Genomic DNA, 17811 nt, shown 5'->3' on the forward strand with positions numbered 1-17811 from the left:
TCAACTCTGCTTTTTTCGTTTTTTAAGAAACATTTGACTACCTTCTATTTTTGTTTCAAAAACTTCCACAGCTTTTATCAGTCCCGATAATTTCGTATAACCATAGTCACGAGTATCAAAATCTGGCTTGACTGTACTCAAATAGGTGCCAATAGAACCTAGATATGCCCAACCATTGTCATCTGAGTTGTCTTTTACCGCTTTGTAAATCAAATTTAAAGTTGCTTTATCCAATGGGGGTTTAGTTTCTTCTTTCTCGATTGAAGAAGTTTTTCTGGTATTTTCATTATTTTTATTTTCAACACTTTGTTTGTCTTCTTCTTTCTCTTCAGCAATTAAATTTTCTATCGAAATAAATTTGTCACAGGCTTTTTTAAATGGCTCAGGTGTTTTCTTACGCCCAAAACCATAAACAACTAAACCGCTCTCTCTAATTCTTGAAGCCAAAGGAGTAAAGTCACTGTCACTGGATACAATACAAAAACCATCCAATGCGCCGCCGTATAATAAATCCATCGCATCAATGATCAGAATCATATCTGTAGCATCTTTTCCACTGGTATATGCAAATTGCTGTACGGGTGTAATCGCATGCGGCAACAACACTTCTCTCCATTTTTTCAGGGAATCACTGCTCCAATCCCCATAAACACGCTTTACACTGGCAATCCCATATTTCGCCACCTCTTCCAATACCGAAGAAATGGAGTTCACAGATGAGTTATCGGCATCAATTAAAACCGCAAATTTTTTAGTATTTTCCACAACATCCCCAATTTTCTAGTTTTTTATTCATTTATTTATCATACAGTTTCTAATCATAATTGATATAAAAAATGCCCACCTTGTGAGCATCTTTTAATCAGTTTTAAAACTTAGGCTTCAACCCATTTTCCATCCTGATAAAGCAACGACCATTTGGTTTGTTTTCCTTCTGGTGTTTCCGAACCAATATACTGTGCTTGATTCTTACGACTGAATTTCACCAATGTCGGATTTCCATCAGGATCTTGATCAGGCGCTTGCAAAATAAATTGATATTTTGGATCAAGTTGATCTGCAACTGAACGCAATTCTGCCACCTTAGGTGCACGTGTTTCACGTACTTTCGGGAACTTACTTGCAGCCAAGAATAGACCCGCAGCACCATCACGAAGAACAAAGAAGTCATCATGTTTGGTTGAACGCAAATGTTCCATTTTAATTGGATCTACACGTGGCGGCGCAGGTTGACCGTTCTTTAATACTTTACGGGTATTATCACAGCTCATACACGCAAAGTATGGACCAAATCGACCATTTTTCAACTGCATTTCGCCATCACACTTGTCACATGGAATGGTTGGACCATCATAGCCCTTGATTTTGAACTCGCCTTCTTCAAGTTCATAACCATCACAGTCTGGATTGTTTCCACAGATATGCAGTTTTCGACCACCATCAATGACATAGCTGTCCATTGCAGTACCGCAAATTGGACAGCGTTTTTTCGACATCAAATCGGCAGTTTCAGCACCATCATCATCAGAAAGTGCTGCCAGTGATTCGACAGGAGTTAGATTCAAAGTACCCTTGCAGCGCTCTTTCGGCGGTAAGTTATAACCTGAACAACCCAGAAATACACCTGTCGTCCCGGTTCGAATCTGCATAGGGCGATCACACTCTTTACAATGTACCGCCTCAACTTCTACAGGTAAGTTACGGCGCATGCCATTCTCACCTTGAGCTGTGGTTAAACGCTTTTTAAAATCGCCATAAAAACTGTCCAACAGCTCTTTCCAATTGCGCTCGCCATCTGCAACTTTATCCAACTGACCTTCCAGATCCGCTGTAAAAGCGTAATTCATGAGATTATTGAAATTCTCATCCAAACGATCGGTAACAATTTCCCCCATCTTCTCTGCGAAAAGACGGCGGTTGTCGAGTTTAACATAACCACGATCCTGAATCGTTGAAATAATCGCAGCATATGTTGATGGTCGACCAATACCGCGTTTTTCAAGTTCTTTGACCAATGATGCTTCAGTAAAACGTGCAGGTGGCTTAGTGAAATGCTGAGAAGGATCAAGTTTCTCAAGTTTTAAAATTTCACCTACTTTAACCGCAGGCAATAAAACATCGTCATCAGATTTGTTTTGACCACGAACTTTGGTAAAACCATCAAATACTAAAGTTCGACCTTTGGCTTTGAGTTCTACACCATTCGCATCTACTAAAATCGTCGAAGATAAATACTCTGCCGGTGTCATTTGACACGCCACAAATTGGCGCCAAATTAAATCATACAAACGTTGTGCATCACGTTCTACACCAGCCAAACTATCGCCTTTCAGAGCGACATTTGAAGGACGAATCGCTTCATGTGCTTCCTGTGCATTTGCCTTGTTACCATAACGATTGGCTTTGGCTGGTAAATATTTTGCACCGAATTCTGTTTCGATGTGCTGACGCACCATACTGACTGCATCGTCACTTAAAAAAGTTGAGTCAGTACGCATGTAGGTAATAAAACCGGCTTCATACAGCCGTTGTGCAAGCATCATGGTTTTCTTTACAGAGAACCCTAAACGTGTACTTGCTGCTTGTTGCAGTGTAGATGTGATATAGGGTGCGCTTGGATTAACCTTGGTCGGTTTATCTTCACGTGTTGCAACTTTATATTCAGCATCTTTTAAAATATTCAACAAAGCATCGGTTTGCGCCTTGTTTTGCAGTTTTAATGCCTTACCTGCCTGTTTGACGGCTTCTAAACGAATCTCATCTGTTTTAGATTTTGTATCCGCAAAAACTTGCCAGTATTCTTCTGGAACAAAAGCTCGAATCTCACGTTCGCGCTCAACCACCAATTTCACTGCAACAGACTGTACGCGCCCCGCAGATAAACCGCGCGCAATTTTTTCCCACAACAAAGGAGAAACCATAAAGCCAACCACTCGATCGAGGAAACGACGAGCCTGTTGTGCATTGACACGATTTAAATCTAAACGTGTCGGCTGTTTAAATGCTTCTTGAATGGCATTTTTGGTGATCTCATTAAAAACCACACGATGGTAACGACTGTCATCACCACCAATTACTTCCCTTAAATGCCAGGCAATCGCTTCCCCTTCCCTATCCAAATCCGTTGCAAGATAGATTTCATCTGCATCTTTGGCGAGCTTTTTGAGTTCTGCAACCACATTTTCTTTACCAGGAAGCACTTCATATTTGGCTTTCCAACCATGTTCTGGATCAACACCCATACGGTTGATCAGAGCGGATTGTGCTTTTTCAGCCTTCTGTTCTTCTGTCAATTTAGTTCGTGTAGCAGGCTTTTTTTCTGCTGTTTTGCCAGAACCACCTGTAGGTAAGTCACGGACATGACCTACGGATGACTTGACAATGTAATTTGAGCCTAAATATTTATTAATCGTTTTCGCTTTTGCAGGCGACTCCACAATCACTAATGCACGCTTTTTACCAGCATCAGGAGAGTTTGCTGTAGTGCTTTTGGATGTGGACCGAGGAGCGTTCGCCATAATAAACCACTGTTCCTATTATAAAGTTAAATTTCAGCCAATTTAAGTAAATATGCTTTCATATCATCAAGTTGTGTTGCTCTAAGGTCAGATTCTTCGTCCCAATAAAGCCCTACACAATTTGCCTGCATATCAATAGCATAAATCCCTTTTAATGCAATGGGAAAATCATTAAATTTCTCATCACCTTGAATCACATGAAGCTTTTCATCTTCGACACATGCACGCATCAGCGCCAAACGTGCATCTGGAATAAGTACACTATAATAAGCCACCATACTTGCACGTGATTCTGTTGCCATCGGGATTTTTGTCCACTCTGGCGCAGCCACCAAACGCGGATGCAACCCCATCTTACGGGCTTTTTCTCGCATTAAACCCAATGCTTTTTCTCTCGGGCTTACGCGTAAGCCAAAAATTGAGCCCAAAACAAAAACAATGATAACGAGCGCAACCCAAAGACCAGTGTGTTCCATAGTTCACCTTTTAATTCCTATATTAGAGTTGCATAAGCTGAATATAAAACGCAAGTTTAAAATTAAAATTACAACGAATCTGTAAGTTTAAAGTCAGTTTAATGTCTTATTTTTCATCTCTATTTTTTTCATAAAACATCATCCAATCGCCCAATGCGCGAATCGAACTTTCCAGTGATTTTCCCAATGCAGTAATTTGATATTCCACACGCGGCGGAATTTCCGGATAGATCTGTTTTGAGATCAGTTGACACTCTTCCAAAAGCTTCAATTGTTTTGAAAGCTCCTTTTGTGGAATCGGAGCTAAAGCTTTCTGTAATTGATTAAATCGTACAGGATGTTGAGCGTGTATAAGATGATAGACAATCGGCAAGACCCACTTACCGGAAAAGATTACAACGAATCGCATAATCGAACAGTTTTGCTCATATTGCACAGTTGTCATTTTTCACCTTACATAAAGCTACAATTTATCAAGGCTGATTTCAGCCTGTTTCAAACCGAACAGCCACTTAGTTACCATTTGGTAAGTTCTTACATCTGCGGGTAAATTTTCACAATATACGTTTTTCTTAGTGACATTATAGTGAAAAAATGAGATTAAAGGACAAGACTGTTTTAATCACAGGTGCAACCAGTGGAATTGGCTTTGCTGCCGCACAACGGGCAATTGAAGAAGGTGCTCGGGTGATCTTTACTGGACGGAATATAAATCAACTCACCCAAACCCAACATCAACTCGGATCGCAAAGTATGGGTTTTGCATGTGATCATGCTGACTTGAATTCTCAGCATGATTTTATCGAAAAATTACAGCAATTCTCCTTGAGCTTCGATGTGATTTATATCAATGCAGGCAATGTAAACCATCAGCAGTTTGGTCAATGGAACGTTGAACAATTTGATGAGATATTCAATACCAATCTCAAAGGTCCTTTCTTTTTGATCCAAAGCCTTCTTCCGATGATCAACCCTAATACTTCAGTGATTTTGTGTGGTTCGACCAGCATTCATATCGCGCTAGAAAAAAGCAGTGTATATGCTGCTTCAAAGATCGCTTTACGCTCTCTGGTCAAAACACTTTCAAGAGAACTGTTAAATCATAAAATACGCTTTAATCTGCTTTCTCCCGGACCAACGTTCACCCCTGCACTCAATAAAGTTGCAGACAGTCCCGCTGAAGCCGAACAATTAAAGACCAGTATTGAAAATTTAGTCCCTCTTCAAAGGCTTGCCACAGCAACAGAAATTGCCGACGCCTTTATTTATCTTGCTTCTGACGAGTCTCGTTTTGTTGTGGGAACTGAATTATTGATTGATGGTGGTGTCGCCAATTTATAAAGTGTCGCAATCAATAAATTCAGAAAATAAATGAGAGAGATACGCTGTGGTATTTCTTTCATCCATTTAAATAAACAGCATCAATTCAAATACATTTCATGGCTATAGACCACTTCATGTCCATTCCAATAAATATAGCCTTTTTCAATCAGCTCTTTCAGCAATAAACGAACATCAGATTGAGGGAACATTTTTTCCAATAGATCACGCAAGGCATAAATATCTTTGGGTTTCGATGTTTTTAAATCATTCAGTTTATGAATCACTTCAATTTGAACAGGATCAATCTGCTCAAAATTTTTAAACAGCCCCTGCTGCACTGTTTCAATTGATTCTTGATCATCTACCTGCTGTGGATACGCATGTAAGCTTTCTAAAATTTGATCGATTTTATGTAATTTGATATGTGATTGTTGGTCGAACTGTTGATCCGTTTGATCAGGAGAATTTGAATTTTCAACATCTAGACTGATCCACTGCTTTAAGACTTTTTTCCGATAGGAAATTTGTTGATCAAAACATTTCACAATTCTTAAATTGATCAGCATTCCTACAAGATGCTGGGCTTTTTCTGGCACAACCTGCAAAGTACTGGCAACCGAATTACGTAATTTTACAACTGTGTTCGGCTTTCCTGTCATCTTTCCCAAAGCATCACAGTATTTTTTAACCATTTGTAAATACGGTTTTTTTTGAATTGTTTCAAGACTCGGAAGCTGTCGTTTTTGACTTGGCAATTGACCTGTCGACTCGATTTGAACAAGACGGCAATCGAGATGTACATTCCGGATGATGTCCAACAGCACTGTAGAACTTGGCGAAGCTGAAATAATTTCGATCTGTGTATCTGGCGTTAAAAGCGCCAACAATTGCCCTGCAATCACGGCATATTCATATTCTTTTTGAGCCGCTTCAGGCACATCTAAAATCACCACTTGCCCACTGTTGATCCAACTGGAAAGCTCAGTGAGATCAGCCAGTGAATAATCAAAATGTCCAGTGCGATTGAAAAGATATAATGTAGTGTAATGCGCTACCATTTTGCCCAGCGTGTGTGCCGTGGGCATATTATTTTCAAGGTCAAAAAGAACAACTGTATGCGGCATGATCAAAGGTTTGCGATTAAACAGTGGCGTGCATTACAACGGGCTTTCAGTAAAAGGTCAAATAAAATTGGAAATTTAACTATAAATTTCCAATTTTTACGTTCGGATTTAATTGCACATGCATGGGGGCTATTGAATCGTGGCAATCACATGATCAGCCTGGCATGTTGTACCGACCTCTGCCAATATTTGTATTTGACCGCTTTGATGCGCTAAAACTTGGACTTCCATTTTCATGGCTTCCATAATCGCCACCACTTGCCCTTCAATGACCTGCTCGCCTGATTGGACTTTCCATGCCATGATGGCGCCATTGATGGGTGCAGGCAAATGTTCAGGTTTAATCTCGAGTTCTGCTTTCTGCTCCAACTGTTGTGCAGTAGAAGTGGTGTTTTGAGCAAACATGCCTGCGGGTAATCCGAGACGATGTAGCTTCCCATCAATCTCAATATAGCTCAAAGTCATCGCTTGCTGATGTTGAGGAATACTTCGCTGTGCAGGTTTGAGTACCTGCTTAAAGTCATTTTCAATCCAGCGCGTATGTACCTTAAATTCATCGGTAAAATCAGGTTCATTCAATACAGCACGATGAAAATCCAGAACAGATGCAACACCTTCGATTTTAAATTGCTTTAATGCCCGTCTTGCACGCGCAATTGCGATCTCACGGGTTGAGCCAGTCACAATCAGCTTGGCCATTAAAGAGTCAAAATGGCTTGAAACCAGCGAGCCTGTGCGCACTCCCGTATCTACGCGCACGCCATGTCCAAATGGCGCTTCAAATAAACTTAATGTACCAAATGCCGGAATAAAACCACGACTCGGATCTTCGGCATTAATTCGGAACTCAATTGCATGCCCACGCGCTTTTGGCGTGTCTTGAATAGACAGTTCTTCACCTAATGCAACTCTGATTTGTTCAACCACCAAGTCTACTTGTGCCGTTTCCTCAGTCACAGGATGTTCGACCTGCAAACGAGTATTGACTTCAAGAAATGACAATGTGCCATTTTGGCTTAATAAATATTCAACGGTTCCTGCACCAACATAGTCTGCTGCCTGACAAATATTTTTTGCAGAACTGAGAATTTCTTGATAAATCTGATCGCTGATAAACGGCGCAGGAGATTCTTCGACCAGTTTTTGATTACGGCGTTGCAGAGAACAATCTCGCGTACCCAACACCACCACATGACCATGCTGATCAGCAATCACCTGAGCTTCTACATGACGCGGGTTGTCCAGATACTGCTCGACAAAACACTCACCGCGACCGAATGCCGCTTTTGCTTCTCGAACCGCAGACTCATAGAGTTCTTTCACTTCTTCAAGTTTCCAGACCACTTTGAGACCGCGTCCACCGCCACCAAATGCCGCTTTAATCGCAATAGGCAAACCATGCTGTTTGGCAAAAGCTAATGCTTCTTCTGCATTGTTCAATGGATCTTGGGTACCCTGAACCAAGGGTGCACCTACTGAAGCTGCGATTTTACGCGCCTCAATTTTATCCCCTAACTTTTGAATCGCGGTTGGAGATGGACCGACCCATTTTAAACCAGCATCAATCACTGCTTGAGCGAACTCTGCACGTTCTGATAAAAAACCATAACCAGGATGTACCATCGTGGCTTTGGATTTCTTTGCAACATCAATGATTGCATCGATATTTAAATAGGTTTCTTTGGCTGTTGCTCCAGCTAAACCCCATGCCTCATCCGCAAGTTCAACATGTAAGCTGCCCATGTCATCATCTGCATACATGGCAATAGACGTAATACCCATATCACGACATGCTTGGATAATACGTACGGCAATTTCACCACGATTGGCGATTAATAGTTTTTCATTGGCATAATTTTGCTTGTTCATTTCAATTCTCTATCTCTACAAATTCGGCAATTTTTCTAAACTTGACATGGCAATCTGCAGGTATTTGCGCTACCAGATTCCAATGATGTTTAGCGACCGAAGCAATCACAGGATAACCGCCAGTAAGTGGGTGATCATTCATAAACAATACTGGCTGACCATTAGGCGGGATTTGCAAAGCACCGATACAGGTCCCTTCACTTTCCAACTCTTGGGTCACTTTACGTTTGAGCGGGTCTTGACCCAGCAGACGCAAACCGACACGGTTACTTTCATTGGTGACTAACCACGGTTGATTACACAGTTTCTCGATACTGTCTGGATCGAACCAATCCGTGCGGGGTCCCATCACAATATCCAGTTCAACCGTGTCACCAAGTTGAGGGAGATTGGTTTTTGCCACGTCATTGAGCGTGATATTGGATGGGACAACTTGACCTTGGTAAAGCACATCCCCTACGTTTAAGGGGCGTGGACCAAGAATTGCTAAACTGTCAAAAGAACAGCTATTTAAAACAGGCTGAATGTCGAAACCACCACGAACTGCAAGATAATTTCGTAGACCAGCGCGAGGAGTTTGTATGTGAAACTCATCACCACAATCTAATGCAATGGGCTGATAACATTCAAAATCAGCGGCTTGACCATCTGCGAATTTCACATGAATATTTGAAATTGCACCAGCCACAGCAATAACCGCTGAATGCTGCATTTTTGCTTTTAAGCCCCCATTTAAGACCTCAAGCACTGGTGTTTCGGTTGGATTACCAACAATTCGATTGGCGCTGTGCATAGAATCAGTATCCATTGCACCTGCTGTCCCCACACCAATATTGGTCTGTTGAAAACGCCCTTCATCTTGTATCGAAGTCTGCAATCCAGATGCTGTAATTTTAAATAAGGGCAGTTGTGAACCGGTGGCTTGTACTGAGACGATCTGTTTTGGTACATCTACAGTGATAGGATGATGTGTCACATCTTCAAAATGCACAGTCATTCCTGGTCTTAACAGTGCAGGATTGCATCGCTCCAAATCCCACATTTTCTCCGTTGTTGTACCAATCAATTGCCATCCACCAGGGCTATCTTTTGGATAAATCCCTGAATATTGACCTGCTAAGCCTAAAGAGCCTGATGGAATCTTTTTACGGGGCGTTTTTAAACGCGGAATATCCGTAAACGGTTGGTCAGGACTATTCATATAGGCAAAACCAGGAGCAAAGCCAATAAATGCCACATCCCACGTACTTTGGTGATGTTTACGAATTACATCTGCGACCGATAAGCCCTGTAGTTCAGCTACTTGCGCTAAATCTTCACCATCATAACGGATGGGGATAATCACTTGCTGGCAATGTCGTTGAACATCTAAATCTATATTTAAGGTACCGATTAAAGCCGATAACGTTTTAAAGTCAGTGTTGATCTCGTCAAAAAAGACCAAAATCGTCTTTGCTGCTGGAATTAAATCTTTGATTCCTTTCACATGTAAATTTTGCAATTTGCTGTATAACGCCAAAGTCTCTTGCAAACTGACCAGTTCAATCAAGAAACTATCGGAATTTACTGATAAAAATCGCATTTACTGATCCTTTCTTTTTTAACCCATCCAGACACGATCTGGAATATCGGTAATCAACATGTGTCCAGGTGCATGACTAATTGCAAATGGAACTTTAGAGTTCATGACTGCCGCTTGTGGTGTAACACCACATGCCCAAAACACGGGAATCTCTCCTGCTTCAATACGAGATGCTTCACCAAAATCAGGTTGATTGATATCTTGAATACCCAAACTTTCAGGATGCCCGATATGCACAGGTGCGCCATGTACACTCGGCATACGGGCAGTGATTTTTACGGCTTCTGGAATCTGGTCTGAAGGAATGGGACGCATGGAAACCACCATATTGCCCGACATTCGCCCTGCTGGCACACAGCGAATGTTGCTCAAATACATGGGTACATTGGTTTTGTCATGAATATGACGGACTTCAATACCTGCATCTTGCAACGCGGTTTCAAAAGAAAAACTACAGCCAATTAAAAATGTCACCAGATCCGGATGGGCATTGTAGATCTCAGTCGCATCGGTCACTTCATCGACCATCTCGCCATCTTTCCAAATTCGATAGCGCGGAAAATCTGTTCGAATGTCGGAATCAGACGCCAACTTTGTGGCATATACCCCTTCTTCCAAAACATCTAAAACGGGGCAGCTTTGAGGATTACGATGGGCGTACAACAAGAAATCATAGGCCCAATCTTTAGGTACAGAAATCATATTCACCTGTGTCATGCCTGGTGCCATACCTGCAGTCGGTCGATCAAAACCTGCACGAATCTGCTTTCTTGCTTCCCGAGTCGCTTTTAGTTGCGATGGATCAACTTTGATATTTTTGAACATCTGTATCTTCCTTTATGCACAAAATGAACGAATCTGAATATCATTTTTTAACAGTTCAGCTTTAATGGCAGCAGACATCTCTAATGCACCTGCGGTATCACCATGCAAACAAATCGTATCGGCTTGGATCGGGGTAAATACCCCATCAATCGATTCAACCCCACCGTTTTTCAGCATAGAAACCACACGTTGTGCTACAAAATCAGCATCATGCAGCACTGCACCTTCCAAACGGCGTGAAACCAAAGAGCCATCTCGGTTATAAGCACGATCCGCGAATGCCTCGGACACCACTGTTAAACCTGCTTGACGTGCCTGCTTGACCAGATTAGACCCTGCTAAGGCGACCAATACCAGCGAAGGGTTATACATTTTAATCGCTGCAATGACTGCTTCCGCCTGAACTGCATCTTTGGCAATCGTGTTATAAAGTGCGCCATGGGGTTTAACATACTTCACTGTCGAACCAGCCACTTTGGCAAGCCCATCCAATGCAGAAATTTGGTAGAGAACATCGGCAATCAACTCGTCCCGCGACAAATCCATATTGCGGCGACCAAAACCCACCAAATCAGGATAGGCAACATGCGCACCGATACAGACATTCAATTGCACAGCCTGCTTTAATGTTTGTAATATCCCTAATGGGTCACCAGCATGAAAACCACAAGCAATATTGGCACTACTGACCACAGGTAAAATCTGCTCGTCGTTACCCATTTTCCATGAGCCGAAACTTTCACCCAAATCACTATTTAAATCGACAAACATCAGCGTAGTTCCTTTTAATTGAGTGTTAGATTGATTACAGCTTGGTGAGATAATTAAATACCGTAGTAAAAGACATATATCCCATCCACCATGTCAGTAAGCAGGTCAGCACACCTAAAATCAATAACCATTTTGGATAGTTATAATTGCCCATGAGATCCTTGCGGCATGCAGCAACATAAACAAAAATCGTCAAACCAATCGGTAAAACCAGACCATTAAACCCACCCACAAAGATCAATAATCCAGCCGGTGTTGCACCTAAAATCACATAAAGTAACAGTGCCAATGAAATGAAACTAATCGTGATGTAATTGGTTTGCTTGGTTGTTAGATTCTTTTTAAATGCAGAAACGAATGAAACCGAAGTATAGGCTGCGCCGATGGTGCTACTGATCCCTGCTGCCCAGAAAATCAAGCCAAACAGTTTAAATCCAAACGTACCTGCCGCATATTGAAATGCTTGTGCTGCTGGATTGGCATCATGGCTGGCTAAATCAATTGTTGCACCACTCACCACCACACCTAAAAATGCCAGGAACAACACATAACGCATGATCCCAACAACAACGATCCCCTTGGTTGCTGCTTTAGCCACTTCATCAATATTTTCTGGACCAACAGCACCCTTATCGAGCAAACGATGTGCACCTGCATAGCAGATATAGCCTCCGACTGTACCGCCCACAATTGTGGTAATAATCGCAAAATCAATTTGGTCAGGTGCAAAAGTTTGTTGAACAGCCTGTCCCACGGGCGGCATGACAATAAAGGCCACAATGACAATCAGAATAATTTTGAGTAAGCCCAAAACAATCATGCTTTTGTCCATCACCAATGTGGCTTTTCTGGAAGCAAAAATAAGAATCGCCAACGCACCACTGACTACGCCACCAATTTTGGTATCTAAACCAAACAAAGCATTCAAGCCCAGTGCTGCACCTGCAATGTTCCCGATACTGAAGAAGAAGCCGCCAAGAATGACCAAAAATGCAAGTAAATAGCCACTTCCAGGTAAAGCCTTGTTGGCAATATCAGAGGCTCGCATTTGGGTTAGCGTCACCACACGCCAAATGTTTTGCTGAACCACATAATCAATCAGGATAGAAATCAAGATAGCAAAGCCAAATGCTGCACCCAATTTCACTGTAAATACAGCAGTTTGCGTAAGGAATCCCGGACCCATTGCAGACGTTGCCATCATAAATATCGATGCAACGATAGCCCATTGACGGTCAGATAATATAGAAGATTTCAATAAAGACATGTATGCGTTCCTCATCCATTTGAGCTTAATCAACGCTATTTCAAGTTAAACAAAGAACATCATTTTTTTCTGAAAATATGAAATTCTTTTATTCTTTAAATCTTGAAGATTTTTTGGTAGTGCTCTACCAAATCCATATTTGAAATAAAAGCACAGGAAATGAACCAGAACAATCATCCTTAAAGATCGGCAATAAAAACATAACATAATGAATTTAATGAATTTTATTTTAACATTATTGTTATAATAATGATTCTTTATAGATTCCGATAAGTTCTGATTATCAAAAAAGCAGGCTTTGAAAAAATTTCAAAGCTGAATTGATTCCATAAATTTTAGATATTCCAACAAAGATTACTTAATTTTTAATTTTATCATTCAACTTTTTCATTGCTCTATCGGAGATCAACACCGCCAAATCCGTTAGCTTTTCCTTTAAAGCGGTATTATTTCCCTGGGTATAAATTGCGGTGAAATGAAAAGTCTTGAGCTGAATTGGAGTATCCAATATTTCCAAACGCCCCTCTAAAATTTCTTTGAGTGCGGTCAATTTAGGCACTACAGCGATCCCTAAACCCTGTTCGGCCAAACGTAATAGAGTTGCCAGTGAATAACTGGTGATTGAAAGCGGCTCATCGATGCCCTGTTCTTTCATGCGGGCTTTCAGCTCTTTGTAAGGATAGGTAATTCTTGGATAAGTCAAAATAGTATGAGACATCAATGTCCTGAATGACATTTGACCGATGCCTCCTTTAAAGGAAGGAGATGCTAAAAAACTTAATTCAAAATCACACAGTGAACGTTCAATACACTCAAAGGGTAAGGTAGGTCCAAGTAAAAAAGCCATATCCAAATCCCCTACACGTACACCTTCTTGCAGGTCTGGGGTCAAACTCACCACGATTTCGATAGAAACTTTAGGAAATTCTTTTTGAACCTGTTCCATATATTCCACTAGCCATGTGTGTACGATGGTTTCAGAGACACCTAAACGAATGGTCCCTGTCAAATACTGACTTTCAGTCAGCTCAGCAACCAAATCTGTTTCAAGCCGCATGAATTTTTCAGCATATTTGAATAAAGTTGTTCCTTTATGAGTGGCTTTAATCTGGCGGGCACTGCGATCCAGCACTTTAAAGCCAAGATCATTTTCAATCGCAGTAATTTTTTGTGAAATTGCCGGCTGTGTCGTTTGAAGTTTGGTCGCCGCTTTATTGAAACTTTTTAAAGTCACCACCCAATAAAATGCTTCAAGGTTTTTTAAGTTCATGATCCATCTTGACCTTATCTATGAATGATGACGTTATGCAAATCCTTTGCCAGCCTAACGGATAATCGTGTAAATGCAAAAACAGTTAAAATCATATCAGCAGCTTTCAGCACTGATTCAGTTTTATCAATAATGGGGTGGACGATTGGTCATTGGATCAAAAGCCGCAATACCTTCTGACAAATCAGCAGACTCTACCCGCTGATACAGTAACTGCATTTGTTTTTTTAAATCAGCAATTTCCAAGCCCTGTTGCGCAACTTGATCATTTAATTGTTCGACTAAATCATCTAAAAATGCAATTCGGACTTGCAAATCTTCGATAGGTGCGGAAAATGACGCCTGATCATCAAGATTTTTATGTTTAGTCATTTTTAGTCCTCACTGTGGGATGTTTAGGAAACCGTATGGCCTATATTACTATAAGGGATGTCCAACTTGCGTTTGGTGGACCTGCCCTGCTCGATGGCGCAAACTTCAATTTAGAACGTGGCGAACGAGTCTGTTTGATTGGCCGTAACGGTGAAGGTAAGTCTACTTTACTCAAACTGATTGAGGGAAGTTTATTACCCGATCAAGGTGAAATTGCCTTACAAAACGGAATCACCATTTCCATGCTTGCTCAGGATGTACCCATGGATTCTGGCAAGGTCGCGGATATTGTCGCTGAGGGCGCAGGTGAAGCTGCTCAAGTCCTCAAAGAATACCATGAAGCGAGTGATGCTTGTGTATTAGGTGATATGGATGCTTGTGACCGTATGGGCAACTTGCAGCACAAGCTTGATCTACTGGATGGCTGGGCTTTAGAAACCAAAGTCAATGCTATTCTCAGCAAAATGGGGCTAGATCCAGAAGCTGATCTGGCAGATTTATCTGGTGGTCGTAAACGTCGTGTTTTATTGGCACGGGCTTTACTCACACAGCCCGATGTTTTATTGCTTGATGAACCAACCAACCATTTGGATGTCGAAAGTATCGAATGGTTAGAAAAATTTTTACTCGATCAAAATAATCTCACGCTGTTATTTATTTCACATGACCGTGCTTTTGTCGACAGTATTGCAACCCGTATCGTTGAATTAGACCGTGGTATTTTGCGCAGTTATGAAGGCAACTACTCGAGATACCTCGACTTAAAAGCCCAACAAATGGAAGCAGAAGAAAAACAAAATGCTTTATTTGACAAAAAGCTGGCTGAAGAAGAGGCCTGGATTCGTCAGGGCATTAAAGCTCGCCGTACACGAAATGAAGGTCGTGTACGTGCATTAAAAGATTTACGCGAACAATCCAAAGCACGTCGTTCACAACAGGGCAAAGTCAGCATGGCGGCGCAAGAAGCCAACCGTTCAGGTAAACTGGTCTTCGATATTGAACATTTACGGGTTGAATATGATGGCTATCCAATCATCAAAGACTTCTCTGCCTTGGTTCTGCGTGGTGATCGGATCGGTTTAGTGGGCGATAACGGTGTTGGTAAAACAACCTTAGTCAAAGCCATCCTTGGTGAGATTGAACATACGGGTTCAGTTAAAACGGGCACCCAATTAGAAGTCGCCTATTTTGATCAGCTACGCAATGCGCTTGACCTTGAAAAATCGGTTAAAGACAACGTTTCTGAAGGCTCAGACCATGTCGATGTGAATGGCAGCCGTCGTCATATCTACAGCTATTTACAAGATTTCCTGTTCTCTCCTGAGCGTGCGCGTACACCTGTTAAAGCCCTTTCAGGTGGTGAGCGAAACCGTATTCTTCTTGCAAAACTCTTGCTTAAACCCGCCAATTTGATTGTCATGGACGAGCCAACCAATGACTTGGATATGGTTACACTTGAACTTCTAGAAGAAATGCTCAGTGAATACAAGGGCACCTTGTTGTTGATCTCGCATGACCGTGCCTTTATGGACAATGTGGTGACATCAACCTGGGTATTTGATGGTAAAGGCAATATTGATGAATATATTGGTGGTTATCAAGACTATCTTGAACAGCGCCCTGATCAAAAAGTTGTAGACCAAAAGAGTGATGTTAAAAAAGCCCTTGCCAAAGCCGAGGCAGCGACTGCGGCTGTTGAAGCACCCGTCAAAAAAGTTAAGCTGAGTTATAAAGACCAACGTGCTTTGGAACAGTTGCCTGCCGAAATCGAGGCATTGGAAAAAGAACAGGCTGAACTCTCAGAAAAACTCGCAGATGGTTCATGGTTTGTCACAGATGCTGATGCTGCAACTCAAGCCTCTCAACGTTTGGCTGAAATCGATGATCTGCTTTTGGAAAAAATGGAACGCTGGGATCAACTTGAAGAAATGACCAAAGGTTAATTTTTTATTGTTTCTTCCAAAAAAACTCCGTAAATCTGCGGAGTTTTTTTTGAGTTAATCCTGTTGAAAGATTGGCACTATTGTCGCAACAGGCATTTCCATGAGTAGAAATAGCCAATACTCATTGATAAGTGGTAAGCGCTCAGATAAATTCGCAATAAATTTTGTATAGCCCGCCATTGATTCATCAATCATGTGAATTCTTTGTGGCGTCAAAATAAATAATCGCACTTCCTGATGACTGAATTGATCAAGCATTACCGCATCAATCCTTTGGATATCAGTCCATTTGACAGTATAAACTTGATTTTCATTATAAAAAGTAAAACTATCTGTATGGGCAGAATAGCGAAATAAACCATCTATGCATGTTTCATGCTGATTTTTAATTTTTTCAATACGTTGATTCCAATCAAATGAATCTTTAAACCAGACATGAGGATGCTCAATCAAGAGTAATCCAATCAAGCTGATTAAAAAACATACAAGCCAAATATTCCAGTGCAACATCACTGAAAATAGTGCAAATAGCCAAAGAACAAAGCCGATAAAATCAGGAATTCGTATAAAACTGGCTTTATTTATCGGAATATAAATTTTCATCGGTAATCGCTTTTCTTCTAGAAAAGTGTCAATCACACCATGCTTTATTTTTATGAAATAATGAATAACTAAAATGAGAACAGCTAAAATCAGTAAAATCAAATCATGATATTGCCATAATTGAAAATCAGACAATGCCAATTTGATAAAAACAACAATAACAGTTGACCATCCATAGACGCTTAAAAAGTAATAGACCTTTTCGGTGATCAATATTTTCATTTTTCTGAATGAAGACCAATTTGTTTTTTCCAATCCATGCTATCACTAATCAGACATGATGTTCAAAGAAGGGAAATACATCAGGTCATCATCCCCCCTATTTCAATACATTCATTGAAATGGAGTATTGATCAAAAATGAAGGCAATACTTTACGAATTAAAATTAAATAAATCTTAAAAAATCAAAGCACTTACCATTTCTCTATCATCACGCGCCATATCATTGCATTTATACTGATTTTCGCTACAAGCACTTCATGATGTTTCCATACAAATGCCTGAATATACAACTATCGAATCTAATTCAGATCTCGAATTATTTAGTGAGAATATGATCATGAAAAAAGTTACATCATTACTTATTGCAGCATTTACAACAGCAGTTTTTGCAGGTTCTGCAATGGCAGCAACACCAGCACAACATTCATCTCAACCAGTTAAAACACATCAGCTTCAAAAACAGCATAAAGCTGGACATGCCAAAAAACATCAAGCTGCTGCGCATAAATCAGCAACAGCAAAAAAAGTAGAGGATAAAGCCGCAACTAAATAATCGAGTGAATTTAAACACTTTATAAATCAATGATCCTCATGCTTAAAAGCTACATCAGTGATGTAGCTTTTAAATTTTTAGAGCTAAAGATA

Annotated in this window: 15 protein-coding genes and 1 pseudogene; 3 read left to right on the forward strand and 13 right to left on the reverse strand. The window is 40.8% G+C overall.

The window, feature by feature from the left end; genetic code table 11:
* From IMO47_RS00885 to IMO47_RS00900, 4 genes are all read right to left on the reverse strand, one after another.
* Nucleotides 1-765 (reverse strand): NYN domain-containing protein, encoded by a 765-nt coding sequence (locus IMO47_RS00885; protein ID WP_242052582.1) that lies wholly within the window; start codon nucleotides 763-765, stop codon nucleotides 1-3.
* Nucleotides 766-875: 110 nt separating this feature from the next.
* The gene (gene topA, locus IMO47_RS00890) at nucleotides 876-3518 is read right to left on the reverse strand and encodes a type I DNA topoisomerase (RefSeq protein WP_196074477.1); all 2643 of its coding nucleotides are present in this window, start codon (nucleotides 3516-3518) and stop codon (nucleotides 876-878) included.
* A gap of 26 nt (nucleotides 3519-3544) precedes the next feature.
* Complete coding sequence (locus IMO47_RS00895; protein WP_196074476.1) at nucleotides 3545-3994, reverse strand: ammonium transporter; 450 nt, start codon at nucleotides 3992-3994, stop codon at nucleotides 3545-3547.
* Between the two features lie 106 nt (nucleotides 3995-4100).
* Nucleotides 4101-4439: a helix-turn-helix domain-containing protein gene (locus tag IMO47_RS00900; RefSeq protein WP_196074475.1), complete on the reverse strand. Its 339-nt coding sequence runs from the start codon at nucleotides 4437-4439 to the stop codon at nucleotides 4101-4103.
* A 149-nt stretch (nucleotides 4440-4588) separates the two neighbouring features.
* Here IMO47_RS00900 and IMO47_RS00905 point away from each other — a divergent pair, with 149 nt between their 5' ends.
* The gene (locus IMO47_RS00905) at nucleotides 4589-5335 is read left to right on the forward strand and encodes an SDR family oxidoreductase (protein ID WP_196074474.1); all 747 of its coding nucleotides are present in this window, start codon (nucleotides 4589-4591) and stop codon (nucleotides 5333-5335) included.
* An 80-nt stretch (nucleotides 5336-5415) separates the two neighbouring features.
* Here the strand turns inward: IMO47_RS00905 and IMO47_RS00910 are convergent, their stop codons facing one another.
* The 8 genes and pseudogenes from IMO47_RS00910 to IMO47_RS00945 form a co-directional block, all read right to left on the reverse strand.
* The gene (locus IMO47_RS00910) at nucleotides 5416-6441 is read right to left on the reverse strand and encodes a hypothetical protein (protein WP_196074473.1); all 1026 of its coding nucleotides are present in this window, start codon (nucleotides 6439-6441) and stop codon (nucleotides 5416-5418) included.
* A gap of 129 nt (nucleotides 6442-6570) precedes the next feature.
* On the reverse strand, nucleotides 6571-8310 hold the full coding sequence (locus IMO47_RS00915; protein ID WP_196074472.1) for a biotin carboxylase N-terminal domain-containing protein: 1740 nt from the start codon (nucleotides 8308-8310) through the stop codon (nucleotides 6571-6573).
* A gap of 1 nt (nucleotide 8311) precedes the next feature.
* A complete protein-coding gene (locus tag IMO47_RS00920) occupies nucleotides 8312-9892 on the reverse strand; it encodes an urea amidolyase family protein (protein ID WP_196074471.1) in 1581 nt (526 codons plus the stop codon).
* Nucleotides 9893-9910: 18 nt separating this feature from the next.
* A complete protein-coding gene (locus IMO47_RS00925; protein WP_196074470.1) occupies nucleotides 9911-10717 on the reverse strand; it encodes a putative hydro-lyase in 807 nt (268 codons plus the stop codon).
* 12 nt (nucleotides 10718-10729) lie between these two features.
* Complete coding sequence (locus tag IMO47_RS00930) at nucleotides 10730-11488, reverse strand: 5-oxoprolinase subunit PxpA (RefSeq protein WP_196074469.1); 759 nt, start codon at nucleotides 11486-11488, stop codon at nucleotides 10730-10732.
* A 34-nt stretch (nucleotides 11489-11522) separates the two neighbouring features.
* A pseudogene (locus tag IMO47_RS00935) lies at nucleotides 11523-12774 on the reverse strand (NRAMP family divalent metal transporter).
* A gap of 339 nt (nucleotides 12775-13113) precedes the next feature.
* On the reverse strand, nucleotides 13114-14025 hold the full coding sequence (gene mumR, locus IMO47_RS00940; RefSeq protein ID WP_196076578.1) for a LysR family transcriptional regulator MumR: 912 nt from the start codon (nucleotides 14023-14025) through the stop codon (nucleotides 13114-13116).
* A gap of 126 nt (nucleotides 14026-14151) precedes the next feature.
* Complete coding sequence (locus tag IMO47_RS00945; protein ID WP_196076579.1) at nucleotides 14152-14397, reverse strand: SlyX family protein; 246 nt, start codon at nucleotides 14395-14397, stop codon at nucleotides 14152-14154.
* Nucleotides 14398-14432: 35 nt separating this feature from the next.
* Between IMO47_RS00945 and IMO47_RS00950 the strand changes: the two genes are divergently transcribed.
* The gene (locus tag IMO47_RS00950) at nucleotides 14433-16340 is read left to right on the forward strand and encodes an ATP-binding cassette domain-containing protein (protein WP_196076580.1); all 1908 of its coding nucleotides are present in this window, start codon (nucleotides 14433-14435) and stop codon (nucleotides 16338-16340) included.
* A 54-nt stretch (nucleotides 16341-16394) separates the two neighbouring features.
* Here the strand turns inward: IMO47_RS00950 and IMO47_RS00955 are convergent, their stop codons facing one another.
* Nucleotides 16395-17165, reverse strand: coding sequence for a hypothetical protein (locus tag IMO47_RS00955; protein ID WP_196076581.1), 771 nt, complete (start codon nucleotides 17163-17165; stop codon nucleotides 16395-16397).
* 338 nt (nucleotides 17166-17503) lie between these two features.
* On the opposite strand from IMO47_RS00955, the gene IMO47_RS00960 reads away from it, so the two are divergent.
* Nucleotides 17504-17719 (forward strand): hypothetical protein, encoded by a 216-nt coding sequence (locus IMO47_RS00960; protein WP_227552194.1) that lies wholly within the window; start codon nucleotides 17504-17506, stop codon nucleotides 17717-17719.
* Nucleotides 17720-17811 lie beyond the last annotated feature (92 nt).

It is taken from the genome of Acinetobacter sp. Res13-Abat-PEC15-P4-01 (assembly GCF_015676285.1).
In the GTDB taxonomy this organism is placed as follows: domain Bacteria; phylum Pseudomonadota; class Gammaproteobacteria; order Pseudomonadales; family Moraxellaceae; genus Acinetobacter; species Acinetobacter nematophilus.

What these genes read in the sequence shown, in the direction of transcription:
- topA (WP_196074477.1), bottom strand. Translation starts at nt 3,518, where the DNA reads ATGGCGAACGCTCCTCGGTCCACATCCAAAAGCACTACAGCAAACTCT.
- IMO47_RS00895 (WP_196074476.1), bottom strand. Translation starts at nt 3,994, where the DNA reads ATGGAACACACTGGTCTTTGGGTTGCGCTCGTTATCATTGTTTTTGTT.
- IMO47_RS00900 (WP_196074475.1), bottom strand. Translation starts at nt 4,439, where the DNA reads ATGACAACTGTGCAATATGAGCAAAACTGTTCGATTATGCGATTCGTT.
- IMO47_RS00905 (WP_196074474.1), top strand. Translation starts at nt 4,589, where the DNA reads ATGAGATTAAAGGACAAGACTGTTTTAATCACAGGTGCAACCAGTGGA.
- IMO47_RS00910 (WP_196074473.1), bottom strand. Translation starts at nt 6,441, where the DNA reads ATGCCGCATACAGTTGTTCTTTTTGACCTTGAAAATAATATGCCCACG.
- IMO47_RS00915 (WP_196074472.1), bottom strand. Translation starts at nt 8,310, where the DNA reads ATGAACAAGCAAAATTATGCCAATGAAAAACTATTAATCGCCAATCGT.
- IMO47_RS00920 (WP_196074471.1), bottom strand. Translation starts at nt 9,892, where the DNA reads ATGCGATTTTTATCAGTAAATTCCGATAGTTTCTTGATTGAACTGGTC.
- IMO47_RS00925 (WP_196074470.1), bottom strand. Translation starts at nt 10,717, where the DNA reads ATGTTCAAAAATATCAAAGTTGATCCATCGCAACTAAAAGCGACTCGG.
- IMO47_RS00930 (WP_196074469.1), bottom strand. Translation starts at nt 11,488, where the DNA reads ATGTTTGTCGATTTAAATAGTGATTTGGGTGAAAGTTTCGGCTCATGG.
- mumR (WP_196076578.1), bottom strand. Translation starts at nt 14,025, where the DNA reads ATGAACTTAAAAAACCTTGAAGCATTTTATTGGGTGGTGACTTTAAAA.
- IMO47_RS00945 (WP_196076579.1), bottom strand. Translation starts at nt 14,397, where the DNA reads ATGACTAAACATAAAAATCTTGATGATCAGGCGTCATTTTCCGCACCT.
- IMO47_RS00950 (WP_196076580.1), top strand. Translation starts at nt 14,433, where the DNA reads ATGGCCTATATTACTATAAGGGATGTCCAACTTGCGTTTGGTGGACCT.
- IMO47_RS00955 (WP_196076581.1), bottom strand. Translation starts at nt 17,165, where the DNA reads ATGAAAATATTGATCACCGAAAAGGTCTATTACTTTTTAAGCGTCTAT.
- IMO47_RS00960 (WP_227552194.1), top strand. Translation starts at nt 17,504, where the DNA reads ATGAAAAAAGTTACATCATTACTTATTGCAGCATTTACAACAGCAGTT.